A 16540-nucleotide genomic window follows, 5' to 3' on the forward strand; every position below is an offset into this window, starting at 1 on the left:
CCCGGCCGCAATCCGGTGGTGCCCGACGTCGCCGAGCCCGCGAGTCCGCCACCCCCGCCCGCCTCGGCACGGTTCCCCGATGCTCCGCCCCCGACGGGGCGTCAGGTACCGGGCCCGGCGTCCCGGCGGCCGGGAGCGCCGGCCGAGACCTCCTCGGAGACCACCGCCCGGCTCCGGCCCGTCACCGACTCCGCGGAGCCTCGGCGCGCCCGCGCCGGGTCCGTGCCCGCCGCCCCGGAGCCCCGGAGCTCCGACGGCGCGCCCGTACCCGCCGGGCGCGGCGGTGAACGCCGTACCGCCGCCGCATCCGTCCCTCGTGGCTCCGCCGTGTCCGCCGGGCGGGCGCAGACGGACGCGTGGATCCCCGCGGCGCCCGCCCGCCCCTCGTCGGCCACGGGCCCGGCCGGGCCCGACCCGGCGCTGGCCTGGAGTGCCGCCGCGGCCGCGCGGCCCGTCGTGTCGTTCGCGGCGCCCGAGGCGTTCGGCGAGCCCGTCCGGCACCGGGTGGGCTCCCGCACCGTCGCCGCTGCCGCCTGTCTCGTGCTCGGCCTCGGTCTCATCGGCGGTGCCGCGACCGGGAGTTGGCTCACCGACGATGACGACAGCGCCTCCGGCGACCACTTCGCCACCGCCGGGACGCTCTGGCACAACGTGCCCGTGGACCAGCTCTTCCCGCCCACCGTCCAGGGCACGGGCGCCGGACCCGGCGGCGCCGACCGCACCTGGACCAGGATCGCCGTGGCCCCGGACGGCGGCTGCGCCCACGCCTTCGACCCGCTGCTGCAGAAGGTCCTCGCCCCCGTCGGCTGCCGTCGGCTGCTGCGCGCCACCTACACCGACGCCACCCAGAGCTACGTCACCACCGTCGGCCTGCTGTTCACCAAGGCCGACCCCGCCGCCATGTCCGCGCTGGCCCACCGTTTCCGCACCGAGCGCCTGGACCGGCGCGCCGATCTGATGCCCCGTCCCTACCCGGCCCAGGGCACCCCCGCGGCCGGCTTCGGCAGCAAGCAGCGCGCCTCCTGGACCATCTCCGTCCTCACCGACGCCCCCGTCGTCGCCTACGCCGTCTCCGGCTGGGCCGACGGCCGCAGCGTCGACGCCCCGCAGCCCGCCGCCGACGCCGTCAGCGCCGGTGCGACCACCGCACCGGCCCAGGCCGGTCTCGGCAACGAGGCCCAGGGCCTGGCCGACCGCATCGAGCGGCGCCTGCGCCAGAGCATCGGCACGGTGACGGAGACACCCTCATGAGGCGTTCGATATGCGGCCACCGCCGCCCGCTCCGCACCCCGGCGGCGGTGAGCCTGCTGCTCGCCGCCGCGCTCGCCCTGCTGCCGTCCACCGCCGCCCACGCCGACGGCATCCGTGCCCAGCAGTGGGCCCTGTCGGCCCTGAACCTGGACGAGGCCTGGCGCACCACCAAGGGCCGCGGCGTCACCGTCGCCGTCCTGGACACCGGCGTCGAGGCCGACCACCCCGACCTCGCCGGCAACGTCCTGCCCGCCAAGGACATGATCGGTTTCGGCGCCCGGCAGGGCGACCGCACCTGGGCCCGGCACGGCACGGCCATGGCCGGCATCATCGCCGGGCACGGCCACGGCCCGGGCGGCACCGCCGGTGTCATGGGCGTCGCCCCCGAGGCGAAGATCCTGCCCGTGCGCGTGATCCTGGAGGACGGCGACCCCGCCCGCGCGAAGGCCCGTACCAGCCGCGGCAACGCGCTCGCCGAGGGCATCCGCTGGGCCGCCGACCACGGCGCCGACGTCATCAACCTCTCCCTCGGCGACGACTCGGACTCCGCGCACCCCGAGCCGAGCGAGGACGAGGCCGTGCAGTACGCCCTGGGGAAGGGCGTGGTGGTCGTCGCCTCCGCGGGCAACGGCGGCGACAAGGGCGACCACGTCTCCTACCCCGCCGCCTACCCCGGTGTCATCGCCGCGACCGCCGTCGACCGCTTCGGCACCCGCGCCTCCTTCTCGACCCGCCGCTGGTACGCGGCGGTCAGCGCGCCCGGCGTCAACGTGGTCATCGCGGACCCCGACCACAAGTACTACGAGGGCTGGGGCACCTCGGCCGCGTCCGCCTTCGTCTCCGGCGCCGCGGCCCTGATCAAGGCCGCCCACCCGGACCTGAGCCCGGCCCAGATCAAGACGCTCCTGGAGGACACCGCCCAGGACGCGCCGGTCGGCGGCCGGGACGACTCCCGCGGCTTCGGCATGATCGACCCGGTGGCGGCGCTGAGGGCGGCCGGACGGCTGAAGCCGCGGAACCTGAGCGCGGCGTCGTACGGCGAGAAGTACTTCGGCGCCGGCCCGGACACCCCCAGGGCCGGCTCCTCGGCCTCCGACTGGGCGGGCCCGCTGGCCGGCGGCGCCGGCGGGGTCCTGCTGGTGGCCGGCGTGGTGCTGTGGCGGGGCCGCAGACAGACGATCTGACGACGCCCGGGGACCACACGTCCGCGGACCGCATCAGGCCCATGGGAGGCGCCGGCCTTCCGGGCCGGGGGCCCGGGGGCGCCGCCGGCGATACGGCCGTCGTGCCCGCACGCGCCCGCGCCCTCACGCCGGGACCCCGGTGAAGGCTCCCGTGCAGCGGGCCGGTGAGGTGCCGATAGGGTCGGTGACTGTGGCGAACAAGAACATTCCCGACCCCGGCTTCTCCGACGACGACGGCTCCGCCGACCCCCGGCTGAGCGCCGCGCTCGCCGCCTGGGCCGAGGACCGCAGCGCCCTCGGGCCGGTGCTTGAGGCGCTGAAGGGGGCCCGCCTGCTCGTGCCCGTCGTCGCCGTGCTCGGCGAGGTCGAGGAGGACGAGCACGGGCTGCGCCGCGAGAAGACCAGCGACATGGCCGTACCCACCCTGAAGGCCGGCCACCGCACCGCCCTGCCCGCGTTCACCTCCACCGACTCGCTCGCCCGCTGGGACCCCGGGGCCCGCCCGGTCGCCGTGCCCCTGCACCAGGCGCTGCAGGCCGCCGCCCACGAGAAGGCCGACACGGTCGTGCTGGACCTCGCCGGACCGGTGCCGTTCGAGCTGACCGGACCGGCGCTGCTCGCCCTCGCCGAAGGCCGTACCAGCACCGACCCGCTCGCCGACCCGGCCGTGATCGACGCCGTCCGTACGGCCGTCGCGGCGGAAGCCGCCGTGCTGCGCGCCCACCTCGGCCCCGGACAGGCCGACGGCACCCTCGCCCTCGTCCTCGACCCGGCCGCGGCACCCGCCGAGGCGGCCCGTGCGGTCGCCGAGCGCCTCGCCGCCGACGAAACACTGAGGGCCCGCCTGGTGCGCGGCCTCGACCTGGCACTGCTGCCGGCCGGGACCACGCCTCCGGGCGAGCCCCTGTATGTGAAGGAGTAGGTCAGCTGTAGACGGGGCCGGTGTACTTCTCGCCCGGCCCCTGGCCCGGCTCGTCCGGCACGATCGACGCCTCGCGGAACGCCAGCTGCAGCGACTTCAGGCCGTCGCGCAGCGGGGCCGCGTGGAAGGAGCTGATCTCGGTCGTGCTCGCGTCCAGCAGCCCGGCGAGTGCGGTGATCAGCTTGCGGGCCTCGTCCAGGTCCTTGTACTTCTCGCCCTCCTCGCTCAGCCCGAGCTTCACGGCGGCGGCGCTCATCAGGTTGACGGCGACCGTCACGATCACCTCGACGGCGGGGACCTCGGCGATGTCCCGGGCCATCGCGTCGAAGTCGGGGTTCTCAGGAGGGGTCTCACTCATGCCCCACACGATAGGCGGTCCTTCGGCGGGGCCTCCGATTAGCCCTTCCCCGGCGGCCCTGCTAACCTTGTGTAACGACCGGCTGGACAACCCTGCCAACAGCAGAGTGTCCGGCCCACAAGTGGAGGCTCCGATCTCCCACCTGACCGTCCTCCGGGACGGCGGGTCATCCGGTCAGGCGGCCACCATCGTTCCGTACGGACGATGGAGTCGCCCGAAGTGCGCCCCGCGGTCACCGCGGCGGTGCTCCGGTAGTCATTGGAGCCCCGCCTGTGATCGTCCGGGGCATTTTTTGTGCGTCGGCGCGGTTAGGTCTTACGAACAAAGACGTTACGCGGCTGTCCGCCAGACCGCCGTGTGGTGCTACCGAGGAGGATCCATCAGCGCCGAGCCCCGCATCAACGACCGGATTCGCGTTCCCGAGGTGCGACTTGTCGGTCCCAGTGGTGAGCAGGTGGGCATCGTCCCGCTCGCGAAGGCACTGGAGCTTGCGCAGGAGTACGACCTGGACCTGGTCGAGGTCGCGGCGAACGCCCGTCCGCCCGTGTGCAAGCTCATGGACTACGGGAAGTTCAAGTACGAGTCGGCCATGAAGGCCCGTGAGGCGCGCAAGAACCAGGCGCACACGGTCATCAAGGAGATGAAGCTCCGGCCGAAGATCGACCCGCACGACTATGACACCAAGAAGGGTCACGTCGTCCGGTTCCTCAAGCAGGGCGACAAGGTCAAGATCACGATCATGTTCCGTGGTCGCGAGCAGTCCCGGCCCGAGCTGGGCTACCGACTGCTGCAGCGCCTCGCGGAGGACGTCCAGGACCTCGGCTTCGTGGAGTCGAACCCGAAGCAGGACGGCCGAAACATGATCATGGTCCTCGGTCCGCACAAGAAGAAGACCGAGGCGATGGCCGAGGCCCGTCAGGCGCAGGAGGCCCGCAAGGCCGAAGCGAAGGCGAACCCCGGTAAGTCGCAGAACCCTGCCGAGGCTGAGGCGCCGTCCGAGGAGCCTGCCGAGGCGTGATCCCGGGGGACTCACGTCCCCGAGGATGTAACCGACAGAAGAACGACGCTCCACCGTGCCCGGTTTCACGACCGGGCACCGGAGCGCCACCGACGAGGAGAGAACGGCGCTATGCCGAAGAACAAGTCGCACAGCGGTGCCAGCAAGCGCTTCAAGGTCACCGGCTCCGGCAAGGTGCTCCGCGAGCGCGCCGGCAAGCGCCACCTGCTCGAGCACAAGTCGTCCCGCGTCACGCGTCGCCTCACCGGCAACGCCGAGATGGCCCCGGGCGACGCCGCGAAGATCAAGAAGCTTCTCGGCAAGTGACGCGGCGGCGCCTGAGCGCCGTGCGTCTGGACCGGGACCGAATCGATTCCGGGTCGTGTGAGTACCCCCACGACCCCGCTACAAGGAGTTAACAAGTGGCACGCGTCAAGCGGGCAGTCAACGCCCACAAGAAGCGCCGGGCGATCCTCGAGCAGGCCTCCGGCTACCGCGGTCAGCGCTCGCGCCTGTACCGCAAGGCCAAGGAGCAGGTCACCCACTCGCTGGTCTACAACTACAACGACCGCAAGAAGCGCAAGGGCGACTTCCGTCAGCTGTGGATCCAGCGCATCAACGCCGCTGCCCGCGCCAACGGCATCACCTACAACCGCTTCATCCAGGGTCTGAAGGCCGCGAACATCGAGGTCGACCGCAAGATCCTGGCCGAGCTGGCCGTGAACGACGCGAACGCGTTCGCCGCGCTCGTCGAGGTCGCGCAGAAGGCGCTGCCGTCGGACGTCAACGCGCCGAAGGCCGCGTGACGCTGCGCCGGCCTTGAGCCGACGCTCACTGGACCCGCAGGCTTTTACGGCTTGCGGGTCCTGTTGTTTGGGGTCCCCAGGTGGTCTTTCGACTGCGGGCCGGTGGGGCTTCTCGCGCAGTTCCCCGCGCCCCTTGGGCCGGCTGCGGCGACGCGGTTGAAAGAGCGCTGCACGTTGAAATCTCCTGAAGGTGAAGAAGAGGATGCCCCCCGTCAGCCCCGAGCTGATCTCCCCCCGGTCCGCCCGTGTCGCCGCCGCCCGGCGGCTGGCCAAGCGGAACTTCCGGGGCAAGGACCGGCTGTTTCTCGCGGAGGGCCCGCAGGCCGTGCGGGAGGCCGCCGGGCACCGGGACGCGAACGGCACCCCCACCCTCGTCGAGCTGTTCGCCACGGTCGAGGCCGCGGAGCGGTACGCCGACATCATCGGCGCGGCCCGCGACGCCGGCGCCCGTGTGCACCTGGCCTCCGAGGACGTCATCGCCGACATCTCGACCACCGTCACCCCGCAGGGCCTGGTCGGGGTCTGCGGGTTCCTGGACACGCCGTTCGAGGAGATCCTCGCCGCCCGGCCGAAGCTGGTCGCCGTCCTCGCCCATGTGCGCGACCCCGGCAACGCCGGCACCGTGCTGCGGTGCGCCGACGCCGCCGGGGCCGAGGCCGTGATCCTCACCGATGCCTCCGTCGACCTGTACAACCCCAAGGCCGTACGCGCCTCCGTGGGCTCGCACTTCCATCTGCCCGTCGCCGTGGGCGTCCCGGTCGAGCGGGCCGTGGCCGGGCTGAAGGCCGCCGGCGTACGGATCCTGGCCGCCGACGGCGCCGGGACCGACGACCTCGACGACGAACTCGACAAGGGGACCATGGGCGGGCCCACCGCCTGGGTGTTCGGCAACGAGGCCTGGGGACTCCCGGAGGAGACCCGCGCGCTCGCCGACGCCGTCGTCCGCGTCCCCATCCACGGAAGGGCCGAGAGCCTGAACCTCGCCACCGCCGCCGCCGTATGTCTGTACGCGTCGGCCCGTGCGCAGCGCGCCTCCGGAGGGTGCCGCTCCGCCACGGACCGCTAAGGGTGTTGCACAAGGCCGTGAGCTGGGCATCTCCCTTGTATGGCTGGGGCGTTTAGTAGGGTGACCAGCGCGGGGCCCTGCGCCGTCTGAGAGGTGGGCTACGGGGATGAGTGTGGCCGGCACGAGTTCCGCGCCGGGGGGACGGGACGCGCGGCGTACAGCAGTGCCCCGGCAGGGCGATCCCGCGGGCCTCGACCCCGACCAGCTGCCCGACGGCCTCGTCGTCGCCGACGAGCACGGCCGGGTGGTCTGCTTCAACGCGGCCGCCGCCCGCATCACCGCCCAGCGCGCCGCCGACGCCCTCGGCCGGCCCCTGGAGAGGGCGCTGCCGCTGGAGGATCTGGAAGGCCGCCGCTGGTGGCAGCTCATCGACCCCTATGGCGGGCTCGCCATCCGGACCCGGCAGCCGGAGCGCAATCTGCTGCTGCCCGGCGGCCGGGAGGTCCTCGTCTCCGCCAGGTATGTGCGGGCCGAACCGCTCGGACCCGTGCGGCAGGTCGTCGTCTCGCTGCGGGACACCGAGGCCCGCCGCCGCACCGAGCGCAGCCACGCCGAGCTGATCGCGACGGTCGCCCATGAACTGCGCTCGCCCCTGACCTCGGTGAAGGGCTTCACCGCCACGCTCCTCGCCAAGTGGGAACGCTTCACCGACGACCAGAAGCGGCTGATGCTGGAGACCGTCGACGCCGACGCCGACCGCGTCACCCGGCTCATCGCCGAGCTGCTCGACATCTCGCGGATCGACTCCGGGCGCCTGGAGGTGCGCCGGCAGCCCGTCGACATCGGGGCCGCCGTCTCCCGGCACATCCAGGCCTATGTCGCCGCCGGCCAGCCCGCCGGCCGCTTCCTGCTGCGCATCGAACAGCCGCTGCCCGCCCTGTGGGCCGACCCCGACAAGATCGACCAGGTGCTCAGCAACCTCATCGAAAATGCCGTGCGGCACGGCGAGGGAACCGTCACCATTGACGTCACGCCCTGCGCATCCCCGCGCGAGGGCGAGGAAACCGGCACATCGGTCACGGTGAGCGACGAGGGTCCCGGCATCCCGGAGGAGTCCATGAACCGCGTCTTCACCCGCTTCTGGCGGGGCAGCAAACGCGGCGGCACGGGCCTCGGGCTGTACATCGTCAAGGGCATCGTCGAGGCCCACGGCGGCACGATCACGGTCGGCCGCGCCCCCCGTGGCGGCGCCGAGTTCCGATTTACGCTGCCCGTGAGCGCACCGGCGTACCTCGCCTGAGAACGCCTGAGTGCCCCGCGGGCGCATTCGTCTGCCTCCACCCCGTTAGACTCGGCCTTTGGCACCTTTGTGTCCCGAATACCATGACGCACTGTCCATGAGCCGGTGACGGGGACCATCCGCCAGCCAATCGGAAGCACGGGAAGAGATGTCGGCACCGAATAAGTCGTACGACCCTGTAGAGGTCGAGGCGTTGAAACCTGAAGAGATCGAGCGCATGCGGGACGAGGCGCTCGCCGCCTTCGCCGCCGCGGACTCCCTCGACGCGCTCCACGAGGCCAAGGTCGCCCACACCGGCCCCACCTCCCCGCTGGCCCTGGCCAACCGCGAGATCGGCGCCCTGCCCCCGCACGCCAAGGCCGAGGCCGGCAAGCGCGTCGGCATGGCCCGCGGCGGCGTGAACAAGGCCCTCGCCGCCCGCCAGGCCGAGCTGGAGGCCGAGCGGGACGCCCGCGTGCTGGTGGAGGAGGACGTCGACGTCACGCTGCCGTACGACCGCGTCCCGGCCGGCGCCCGCCACCCGCTGACCACGCTCTCGGACCGCATCGAGGACATCTTCGTGGCCATGGGCTACGAGGTCGCCGAGGGCCCGCAGGTCGAGGCGGAGTGGTTCAACTTCGACGCCCTCAACATCGGCCCGGACCACCCGGCCCGCGGCGAGGCCGACACCTTCTTCGTGCAGGGCCCCGACGGCGGCGCCGAGTCCGGTGTCGTGCTGCGCACCCACACCTCCCCGGTGCAGATCCGCTCCCTGCTCGACCGCGAGCCGCCGGTCTACGTGATCTGTCCCGGCCGCGTGTACCGCACGGACGAGCTGGACGCCACGCACACGCCCGTCTTCCACCAGGTCGAGCTGCTCGCCGTGGACGAGGGCCTGGCCATGGCCGACCTCAAGGGCACCCTGGACCACATGGTCCAGTCCCTGTTCGGCGAGGGCATGAAGACCCGGCTGCGGCCGAACTTCTTCCCGTTCACCGAGCCGAGCGCCGAGATGGACATGCTCTGCTACGTCTGCAAGGGCGAGTCCGTCGGCAACCCCGACCGGCCCTGCCGCACCTGCTCCAGCGAGGGCTGGATCGAGCTCGGCGGCTGCGGCATGGTCAACCCGCGGGTGCTCACCGCCTGCGGCGTCGACCCGGAGAAGTACAGCGGCTTCGCCTTCGGGTTCGGCATCGAGCGGATGCTGATGTTCCGCCACAACGTCGAGGACATGCGAGACATGGTTGAGGGTGACGTCCGGTTCACCCGGCCGTTCGGGATGGAGATCTGATGCGGGTCCCGCTTTCTTGGCTGCGGGAGTACGTCGACCTGCCGGCGACGGAAACCGGCCGCGACGTCCAGGAGAAGCTGGTCTCGGCCGGTCTGGAAGTCGAGACCGTCGAACAGCTCGGCGCCGACCTCAAGGGCCCGCTGGTCGTCGGCCAGGTGCTGACCATCGAGGAGCTGGAGGGCTTCAAGAAGCCGATCCGCTTCTGCACCGTCGACGTCGGCCAGGCCAACGGCACCGGTGAGCCCCAGGAGATCGTCTGCGGCGCCCGCAACTTCGCGGTCGGCGACAAGGTCGTGGTCGTCCTCCCCGGCGCCACCCTGCCCGGCGGCTTCTCCATCGCCGCCCGCAAGACCTACGGCAAGACGTCCCACGGCATGATCTGCTCGACCGACGAGCTGGGCATGGGCGACGACGGCACCCACGGCATCATCGTGCTGCCGCCGGAGACCGAGGTCGGCAAGGACGCCATCGAGCTGCTGGAGCTGGTCGACGAGGTCCTGGACATCGCCGTCACCGCCAACCGCGGCGACTGCCTGTCCATCCGCGGCGTCGCCCGCGAGACCGCCATCGCCTACGGCCTGCCGCTGCGCGACCCGGCCCTGATCGACGTACCGGCCCCGAACGCCTTCGGCTACCCGGTCCAGGTCTCCGAGCCGTTCGGCTGCGACCGCTTCACCGCCCGCACGGTCACCGGCCTGCGCCCCGAGGCCCGCTCCCCGATCTGGCTGCAGCGCCGGCTGCAGAAGGTCGGCATGCGCCCGATCTCGCTCGCCGTCGACGTCACCAACTACGTGATGATGGAGCTGGGCCAGCCGCTGCACGCCTACGACCGGTCCCTGGTCCAGGGCACCATCGGAGTGCGCCGCGCGCAGGAGGGCGAGAAGCTCGTCACCCTCGACGGCGTCGAGCGCAAGCTGCACGCCGAGGACCTGGTCATCACCGACGACCGCGGCCCCATCGGCCTCGCCGGCGTGATGGGCGGCGCCAACACGGAGATCGCCGACCACGAGGTCACCGAGGACGGCGTGAACGGCACGACCGACGTCGTCATCGAGGCCGCCCACTTCGACGCCGTCTCCATCGCGCGTACGGCCCGCCGCCACAAGCTGCTGTCCGAGGCCTCCCGCCGCTTCGAGCGCGGCGTCGACCCGCAGGCCGCCGCGGCCGCGGCGCAGCGCACCGTGGACCTGCTGGTGCTGCTCGCGGGCGGCACGGCCGAGGCAGGTGTCACCGAGGTCATCGCGCCCTCGGCCCCGCACACCATCACCGTCCCGGCCGACCACCCGGACAAGGTGGCGGGTGTGGTGTACGGCCGTGAGACGGTCGTCCGCCGCCTGCAGCAGGTCGGCTGCGACGTGTACGGGCAGGACGAGCTCATCGTCACCGTGCCGTCCTGGCGGCCCGACCTCGTGGACCCGAACGACCTGGCCGAAGAGGTCATCCGCCTGGAGGGCTACGAGAACCTGCCCTCCACGCTGCCCAAGCTCCCCTCGGGCCGCGGTCTGACCCACCGCCAGCGGCTGCACCGCCGGGTCGGCCGCGCGCTGGCCGGAGCGGGCTACGTCGAGGCGCCGAACTACCCCTTCGTCAGCGAGCAGGTCTTCGACCAGCTCGGCCTGGAGCCCGACGACCCGGCCCGCCAGGTCGTCAAGCTGGTCAACCCGCTCAGCGACGAGGAGCCCGCACTGCGCACCACGCTGCTGCCGGGCCTGCTGGGTGCCCTGCGGCGCAATGACGGCCGGGGCTCGCACGATCTGGCCCTCTTCGAGACCGGGCTGGTGTTCCACCCCGCCCCGGAGCAGCGTGTCGCCGGGCACCTGCCCGTCGACCGGCGTCCCACCGAGGACGAGATCGCCGCGCTGAACGCCGCGCTGCCCGAGCAGCCGCGGCACGTCGCCGTGGTCCTCACCGGCGCCCGTGAACAGGCCGGCTGGTGGGGCAAGGGCCGTCCGGCCGGGTGGGCCGACGCGGTCCAGGCGGCGCGTGTGGTCGCCCGCGAGGCCGGTGCCGAACTGGTCGTGCGCAAGGGCCGGTACGGTCCCTGGCACCCCGGCCGCTGCGCCGACCTGGTGGTCCGCGCCGACGGCACGGAGAAGGTCGTGGGCCACGCGGGAGAGCTGCACCCGCGGGTCCTGAAGGCCCTGGGTCTGCCCGAGCGCACCTGTGCGATGGAGCTGAACCTGGACGCCCTGGAGGCGGTGGGCGACGGTGCCCCGCAGGCGCCGGGCATCTCCACGTTCCCGGTCGCCACGCAGGATGTCGCCCTCGTGGTCGACCTGCCCGTCCCGGCGGCGGAGGTCGAGGCGGCGCTGCGGGAAGGCGCGGGCGAGCTTCTTGAGTCCATCCGGCTGTTCGACGTCTACGAGAACGCCGAGCAGCTGGGGGACGGGAAGAAGTCGCTGGCGTATGCGTTGCGCTTCCGCGCGGGTGACCGGACGCTGACCGTGGACGAGGCCTCGGCCGCGAGGGACGCGGCTGTTGCCCTCGCGGGCGAGCGGACCGGGGCTGTGCTTCGGGGCTAGTCGCCGTAAGGGGTGCTGTGCACGGCCGGCTGCGGGTTCTCTGCGGCCGGTCGCGCGGTACCCCGCGCCCCTTCGGGGGCGCATGACCCCGCCGTCGGCTGCATAAATGCAGGTTGGCTGGGGTTGCCTCACTCGTTCGGGTGGGAATGGGAGGCGATCTGGTCCTTCCGTGCCATGGCGTAGACAGAATCGGACCGGCCTTTCGAGGTCGGTCCGTCTGCTCCGTCAGGCCCACTTGGGGGACCAGAGGCATGAACCGCACCAAGGCACGGGCGCCCACCGCGCGTGGAGTCGCACTGACCATGGCCTGGGGAGCCGTGGCGGTCGGCTACAAGTGGGGTTGCCCGGTCGCCCGGCAGGACGGGATCGGCGCGCGTGTCGTCACCAGCGCCGTGTTCTTCGCCGTCGGTGTCGGGCTGATATTCCACGTCCGCCGCGCGCTGCTGCGTGAGCTGCGGCAGGCCCGCCGGGTGGCCAGGGCAGCGCAGAGCGTCGTCCTGCGTCCGCTGCCGCCCCGCCTCGACGGGCTGGTCCTCGCCGCCGCCCAGCTGTCCGCGGAGCGGGGCGCGTGCATCGGCGGTGACCTGTACGAGGCGATCGCCACCGAGCACGGGGTGCGGGTGGTGATGGGGGACGTGCGCGGGCACGGTCTGACCGCCCTCGGGACCGTCGCCGCCGTCCTCGGCAGCTTCCGTGAGGCGGCCCACGACGAGCCCGGACTCGACGGCGTCCTGCGCCGGCTGGAGCGAGCCCTCGCCCGGCACCTGCGCGAACGGGCCCGCGCCGAACACCCCGCGCACGGCGGCCCGGACCCCGACCACCCGGTCGCCGAGGAGTTCGTCACCCTCCTGCTCCTGGAGATCGACGGGGAGGGTGCACTGTTCGCCCTCAACTGCGGTCACCCGTGGCCGTATCGGATCAGCGATGCGCGGGTCGAGCCGCTGAGCCGGGCGGACCCCCTGCCGCCGCTGGGCCCCTTCCCGCTACCGGCCGAGCTGGAGAGCCAGCCCTGTGGTCGTCTGCGTCCCTGCGAGTCCCTGGTCCTCTTCACGGACGGGGTGGAGGACGCGCGGGACAGCCGGGGTCGGTTCTTCTCGCTGGCGGGAACACTGCGGGAGGCCGTACGGGACACCCCGGTCTCGCCCCAGACGATCCTGCGCACCCTCTTCGCGGCCCTGTTGCACCACACGGGCGGCAAGCACGCGGACGACATAGCTGTGCTGGTCCTGCGGAACGACCGGGGAAAGTCCAGCCGCGGTGACACATGCGGCTCCGCCCCGCGGACGCGCCCGGCCACCACGCGCCGGTAGCCGCCGGCCGCCCGGCCAAGCCACCGATGTTTCGAGGGGGAGCCGGCGGCTTGGCCGGATCCCCAGTCAACCGGCGCAACACGCTGAGCGACAGCGCGTGTACAGCCCGGATGCGAGCACTCCGTTCACACCCCGTGTGAAGGGGGAGCCACTACGCTGACCGCACCAGGCCACTCGGGGGGCATCCCATGCAGCCCAACACTCTGCTCGACGCGATCCTGGACGAGGCGGGGATCTCGCACGCCGGTCTCGCCGCCCATGTCAACCAGGCGGGCCGGAGACGGGGCCTCGCGCTCCGGTACGAACACACCGCCGTGGCACGCTGGTTGAAGGGCCAGCGGCCGCGCAGCCAGGTGCCCGACCTGATCTGCGAAGTGCTGGCCGCGCGCCTGCACCGGCCGGTCACGCTGGACGACATCGGCCTCGGAGTGCCGGGTCAGCCGAGCGCACCGCACGCCGGTTCGCTCAACGGGTTCGTCGAGCGCGCCACCGCCCTGTGGCGTTCCGACGAACAGCAGCGGCCGCATGTGCTGGGCGCTCCGGCCGTCACCGGGACCCCGGCCGTCATGCCGGTGTGGGAGTGGGAGAACCCGCCCGAGGACGTCGACGTCTCGCGCGGCGGCCGGCACCGGGTCACCGCGGCCGACATCGAGACGCTGCGGGCCGCGCGGACGCACTACGAGCAGATGTACCGCAAGGCCGGCGGCGTCGCGACCCGGACCCGGATCGTCGGCTTTCTGAACGCGGAGGCGGCGCCGCTGCTGCGCGGCGGCTACACCGACGCCACCGGGCGCCAACTGCACCGGGCCACGGGCGGGTTGGTGGCCATCGCGGGCATCTGCGCCTACGACTCCGACGCGCACGGACTCGCCCAGCGCTACTTCCACCAGGCCCTCAGGCTGGCAAAGGCCAGCGGGGACCGGGGACTTGGCGCCTACGTCATAGCGCTGCTGGTCAACCAGTCGCTGTTCATGCGGGAGTACCGGCAGGCCGTCGCCTTCGCCGAGGCCGCGCTGCGGGCCGCCGGCAAGCACATCACCCCGGCGCTCGCCTCGGACCTGTACGCGATGCAGGCCAAGGCGTACGCCCACCTCGGCGACTCCGGCAGCGCCCTGTCCTGCATCCGGCGCGCGGAGCGGGCGGCCGAGCGGATCCGGCGCGGCTACGAGCCCGACGAGACGGGGTATGTCCAGCCGGGCCTGGTCAATGTGCAGGTGGCCGAGGCGCTGCTGAGCCTCGGTGAGCTGGCCGCCGCCCGGGAGCATGCCGCGGCGGCGGTCGACAACCCCGCCCACGACCGGGGGCGGGTGCACCGGCTCGCCATGCTCAGCACCATCGAGTTGCGCCAGGGAAACGCCGACAAGGCGGTGGCGACCGCCGTGCAGATGGCCGAGCAGGCCCGCGGGATGGAGTCCCAGCGGCTGCGCGACAGACTCCGCGCGGTCCGGGACCACTTGGCGCGCTGCGACTCGGCCGACACCGCCGAGGCGGCCGAACTCATCGACGGGGCACTGCGCGTACCGCTTTAGGACTCCATCGGCCGTGCTGTAGGCCTGGACAAGTCTCTGCTGCCATATTGCCACTTACGCGGCGGAAGGTGGCAGAACCGTGCAGTGGACGAAACAGAGCGAACAAACTGTGTATGAGAACCGGTGGTTCCGCGTCAATCTGGCGGATGTGGAGCTGCCGGACGGCAGGCACCTCGACCACTTCCTGATCCGGATGCGGCCGGTGGCCGTGGCCACGGTGGTCAACGAGGCGAACGAGGTTCTCCTGCTGTGGCGGCACCGTTTCATCACCGACAGCTGGGGCTGGGAACTGGCCGCGGGCGTCGTCGAGGACGGCGAGGACATCGCGGGCGCGGCGGCCCGGGAACTGGAGGAGGAGACAGGCTGGCGGCCGGGGCCGCTGCACCACCTCATGACCGTGGAGCCGTCCAACGGCCTCACCGACGCCCAGCACCACATCTACTGGTCCGACCAGGGTGAGTATGTGGGGCACCCCGTGGACGACTTCGAGTCGGACCGCAGGGAATGGGTCCCCCTCAAAGTCGTCCCCGACCTGATCGCCCGTGGGGAGGTTCCGGCCGCCAACATGGCGGCCGCGTTACTCCTGCTGCACCACCTCAGGCCGGCTGACGGCTAGCGTCCCAGCGCCTGCCAGACCGTCACGAACAGGGCGGCCAGCGAGGTGAGTGCGGCGAGCGACGGCAGCGGCCAGCGTGTCTGTTCCAGCGAGGTCAAGCGCGTGTTCAACTCGTCCAGCTCCTTGGTGGTCTCCTCGGTGCGGTGACTGAGCAGCGCCAGCCCTCCCTCGACGCGGGCGTAGGCCACGTCGAGGCGGCGCCGTAACTCTGCGAGTTCTCCATGGACCACGGGATGCTCCCGGTCGGCGGTCACGTGTCCACTCCTTTTCGTAGTCGAACGTGTGGGTCCCGCATTCCTTGCATGGGCATAAAGAGTGAACTCGCCTGGTGGGCGGCTGGATAGTGTGTGTGACGGGCATATGCGGGCCCGGCGCGCACACCGTGTGTGAAACAGACGGGCCCGGCACCCACACCGGGTGCCGGGCCCACGGACGTCACCTTCGGCGATCAGCCGTAGGTGTAGAACCCCGAGCCGGTCTTCCGGCCCAGCCGGCCCGCCTCGACCATGCGCTGGAGCAGCGGGGGAGCGGCGTACAGCGGCTCCTTGTACTCGGCGTACATCGAGTTGGCGATGGAGACGATGGTGTCCAGGCCGATCAGGTCGGACAGCTTCAGCGGGCCCATCGGGTGGGCGCAGCCCATCTCCATGCCGTTGTCGATGTCCTCACGGCTGGCGATGCCCGACTCGAACATCCGGATCGCGGAGAGCAGGTACGGCACGAGCAGCGCGTTCACCACGAAGCCGGAGCGGTCCTGGGCGCGGATGGCGTGCTTGCCGAGCAGTTTCTCGGCGAAGACCTGGGCGCGGCTCAGCGTGCCCTCGGAGGTGGTGAGCGCCGGGATCAGCTCGACGAGCTTCTGCACGGGGGCCGGGTTGAAGAAGTGGATGCCGACGACGTGGTCGGGGCGGGAGGTGGCGACCGCCAGTTTCACCAGCGGGATGGAGGAGGTGTTGGAGGCGAGGATCGCGTCCGGGCGGGTCACCACCTGGTCGAGCACCTGGAAGATCTCCGTCTTCACCTGCTCGTTCTCCACGACGGCCTCGATCACGAGGTCCCGGTCGGCGAACTCGCCGAGGTCCGTGGTGAAGCTGAGGCGCGCCTGCGTGGAGTCCCGCTCCTCCTCGGTGATCTTGCCGCGCTCGGCGGCCTTGGTCAGAGAGTTGAGCAGCCGGGTACGGCCGATCTCCAGGGCCTCGCCGGTGGTCTCGGCGACCTTCACGTCCAGCCCCGCGCGGGCGCACACCTCGGCGATGCCCGCGCCCATCTGGCCGCAGCCCACGACTCCGACCCGCGCAATGTCTCCCGATGGGAAGCCCATGACATCGTCCCCTTCGCTGGTGTTCCGGCTCTCGCTGGCAGACCTCCGGGTTCGGCGCCTGCTCCGATCGTGCACGTTACCGCCAAGTATCGATGATCGATCGCCCGGGTCGGTGCATCCTGGGGCGCGGAACGATCCGTGATGGAGC

The 16540-nt window shown here is 72.1% G+C and carries 16 protein-coding genes; 13 read left to right on the plus strand and 3 right to left on the minus strand.

The features are described 5' to 3' along the window. Positions 1–327: 327 nt before the first annotated feature. From ABT171_RS12590 to ABT171_RS12600, 3 genes are all read left to right on the plus strand, one after another. Positions 328–1251 (plus strand): hypothetical protein, encoded by a 924-nt coding sequence (locus tag ABT171_RS12590; protein WP_351242731.1) that lies wholly within the window; start codon positions 328–330, stop codon positions 1249–1251. Further along, on the plus strand, positions 1248–2435 hold the full coding sequence (mycP, locus tag ABT171_RS12595; protein WP_351242733.1) for a type VII secretion-associated serine protease mycosin: 1188 nt from the start codon (positions 1248–1250) through the stop codon (positions 2433–2435). The genes ABT171_RS12590 and mycP overlap by 4 nt, the downstream gene beginning before the upstream one ends. 190 nt (positions 2436–2625) lie before the next feature. Further along, entirely contained in the window at positions 2626–3357 is a 732-nt protein-coding gene (locus ABT171_RS12600; protein WP_351242952.1) for an SseB family protein, read from the plus strand. Position 3358: 1 nt separating this feature from the next. Here ABT171_RS12600 and ABT171_RS12605 read toward each other — a convergent pair whose 3' ends face one another. After that, positions 3359–3715 carry a DUF1844 domain-containing protein gene (locus tag ABT171_RS12605; RefSeq protein WP_351242735.1) on the minus strand — a complete coding sequence of 119 codons (357 nt, stop codon included), beginning with the start codon at positions 3713–3715 and terminating at the stop codon, positions 3359–3361. Between the two features lie 355 nt (positions 3716–4070). On the opposite strand from ABT171_RS12605, the gene infC reads away from it, so the two are divergent. From infC to ABT171_RS12655, 10 genes are all read left to right on the plus strand, one after another. Continuing rightward, the gene (infC, locus tag ABT171_RS12610) at positions 4071–4733 is read left to right on the plus strand and encodes a translation initiation factor IF-3 (RefSeq protein ID WP_030654735.1); all 663 of its coding nucleotides are present in this window, start codon (positions 4071–4073) and stop codon (positions 4731–4733) included. A 111-nt stretch (positions 4734–4844) separates the two neighbouring features. Beyond that, on the plus strand, positions 4845–5039 hold the full coding sequence (gene rpmI, locus ABT171_RS12615; RefSeq protein WP_004933563.1) for a 50S ribosomal protein L35: 195 nt from the start codon (positions 4845–4847) through the stop codon (positions 5037–5039). A 95-nt stretch (positions 5040–5134) separates the two neighbouring features. Further along, entirely contained in the window at positions 5135–5518 is a 384-nt protein-coding gene (gene rplT / locus ABT171_RS12620; RefSeq protein ID WP_016642495.1) for a 50S ribosomal protein L20, read from the plus strand. Between the two features lie 202 nt (positions 5519–5720). Further along, entirely contained in the window at positions 5721–6584 is an 864-nt protein-coding gene (locus tag ABT171_RS12625; RefSeq protein ID WP_351242738.1) for a TrmH family RNA methyltransferase, read from the plus strand. 106 nt (positions 6585–6690) lie between these two features. Continuing rightward, positions 6691–7824 (plus strand): sensor histidine kinase, encoded by a 1134-nt coding sequence (locus ABT171_RS12630; protein WP_351242740.1) that lies wholly within the window; start codon positions 6691–6693, stop codon positions 7822–7824. A gap of 148 nt (positions 7825–7972) precedes the next feature. Then, the gene (pheS, locus tag ABT171_RS12635) at positions 7973–9094 is read left to right on the plus strand and encodes a phenylalanine--tRNA ligase subunit alpha (protein ID WP_351242742.1); all 1122 of its coding nucleotides are present in this window, start codon (positions 7973–7975) and stop codon (positions 9092–9094) included. Further along, positions 9094–11616, plus strand: a complete 2523-nt coding sequence (gene pheT / locus ABT171_RS12640; protein WP_351242744.1) for a phenylalanine--tRNA ligase subunit beta — start codon at positions 9094–9096, stop codon at positions 11614–11616. Before pheS ends, pheT begins: the two co-directional genes overlap by 1 nt. A gap of 251 nt (positions 11617–11867) precedes the next feature. Then, positions 11868–12926: a PP2C family protein-serine/threonine phosphatase gene (locus ABT171_RS12645; RefSeq protein ID WP_351242746.1), complete on the plus strand. Its 1059-nt coding sequence runs from the start codon at positions 11868–11870 to the stop codon at positions 12924–12926. A 188-nt stretch (positions 12927–13114) separates the two neighbouring features. Then, a complete protein-coding gene (locus ABT171_RS12650) occupies positions 13115–14455 on the plus strand; it encodes an NsdA family TPR-like regulatory protein (protein ID WP_351242748.1) in 1341 nt (446 codons plus the stop codon). A gap of 79 nt (positions 14456–14534) precedes the next feature. Next, complete coding sequence (locus ABT171_RS12655; protein WP_351242750.1) at positions 14535–15071, plus strand: NUDIX hydrolase; 537 nt, start codon at positions 14535–14537, stop codon at positions 15069–15071. Here ABT171_RS12655 and ABT171_RS12660 read toward each other — a convergent pair. Together ABT171_RS12660 and ABT171_RS12665 are read right to left on the minus strand one after the other, a co-directional pair. After that, the gene (locus tag ABT171_RS12660; RefSeq protein ID WP_351242752.1) at positions 15068–15325 is read right to left on the minus strand and encodes a hypothetical protein; all 258 of its coding nucleotides are present in this window, start codon (positions 15323–15325) and stop codon (positions 15068–15070) included. The genes ABT171_RS12655 and ABT171_RS12660 overlap by 4 nt on opposite strands. Before the next feature lie 194 nt (positions 15326–15519). Then, on the minus strand, positions 15520–16392 hold the full coding sequence (locus ABT171_RS12665) for a 3-hydroxybutyryl-CoA dehydrogenase (protein ID WP_351242754.1): 873 nt from the start codon (positions 16390–16392) through the stop codon (positions 15520–15522). Positions 16393–16540: the final 148 nt, after the last annotated feature.

It is taken from the genome of Streptomyces sp. NPDC001851 (assembly GCF_040297165.1).
Classification (GTDB): Bacteria; Actinomycetota; Actinomycetes; order Streptomycetales; family Streptomycetaceae; genus Streptomyces.

What these genes read in the sequence shown, in the direction of transcription:
- mycP (WP_351242733.1), top strand. Translation starts at nt 1,248, where the DNA reads ATGAGGCGTTCGATATGCGGCCACCGCCGCCCGCTCCGCACCCCGGCG.
- ABT171_RS12605 (WP_351242735.1), bottom strand. Translation starts at nt 3,715, where the DNA reads ATGAGTGAGACCCCTCCTGAGAACCCCGACTTCGACGCGATGGCCCGG.
- rpmI (WP_004933563.1), top strand. Translation starts at nt 4,845, where the DNA reads ATGCCGAAGAACAAGTCGCACAGCGGTGCCAGCAAGCGCTTCAAGGTC.
- ABT171_RS12625 (WP_351242738.1), top strand. Translation starts at nt 5,721, where the DNA reads ATGCCCCCCGTCAGCCCCGAGCTGATCTCCCCCCGGTCCGCCCGTGTC.
- ABT171_RS12630 (WP_351242740.1), top strand. Translation starts at nt 6,691, where the DNA reads ATGAGTGTGGCCGGCACGAGTTCCGCGCCGGGGGGACGGGACGCGCGG.
- pheS (WP_351242742.1), top strand. Translation starts at nt 7,973, where the DNA reads ATGTCGGCACCGAATAAGTCGTACGACCCTGTAGAGGTCGAGGCGTTG.
- pheT (WP_351242744.1), top strand. Translation starts at nt 9,094, where the DNA reads ATGCGGGTCCCGCTTTCTTGGCTGCGGGAGTACGTCGACCTGCCGGCG.
- ABT171_RS12645 (WP_351242746.1), top strand. Translation starts at nt 11,868, where the DNA reads ATGAACCGCACCAAGGCACGGGCGCCCACCGCGCGTGGAGTCGCACTG.
- ABT171_RS12650 (WP_351242748.1), top strand. Translation starts at nt 13,115, where the DNA reads ATGCAGCCCAACACTCTGCTCGACGCGATCCTGGACGAGGCGGGGATC.
- ABT171_RS12665 (WP_351242754.1), bottom strand. Translation starts at nt 16,392, where the DNA reads ATGGGCTTCCCATCGGGAGACATTGCGCGGGTCGGAGTCGTGGGCTGC.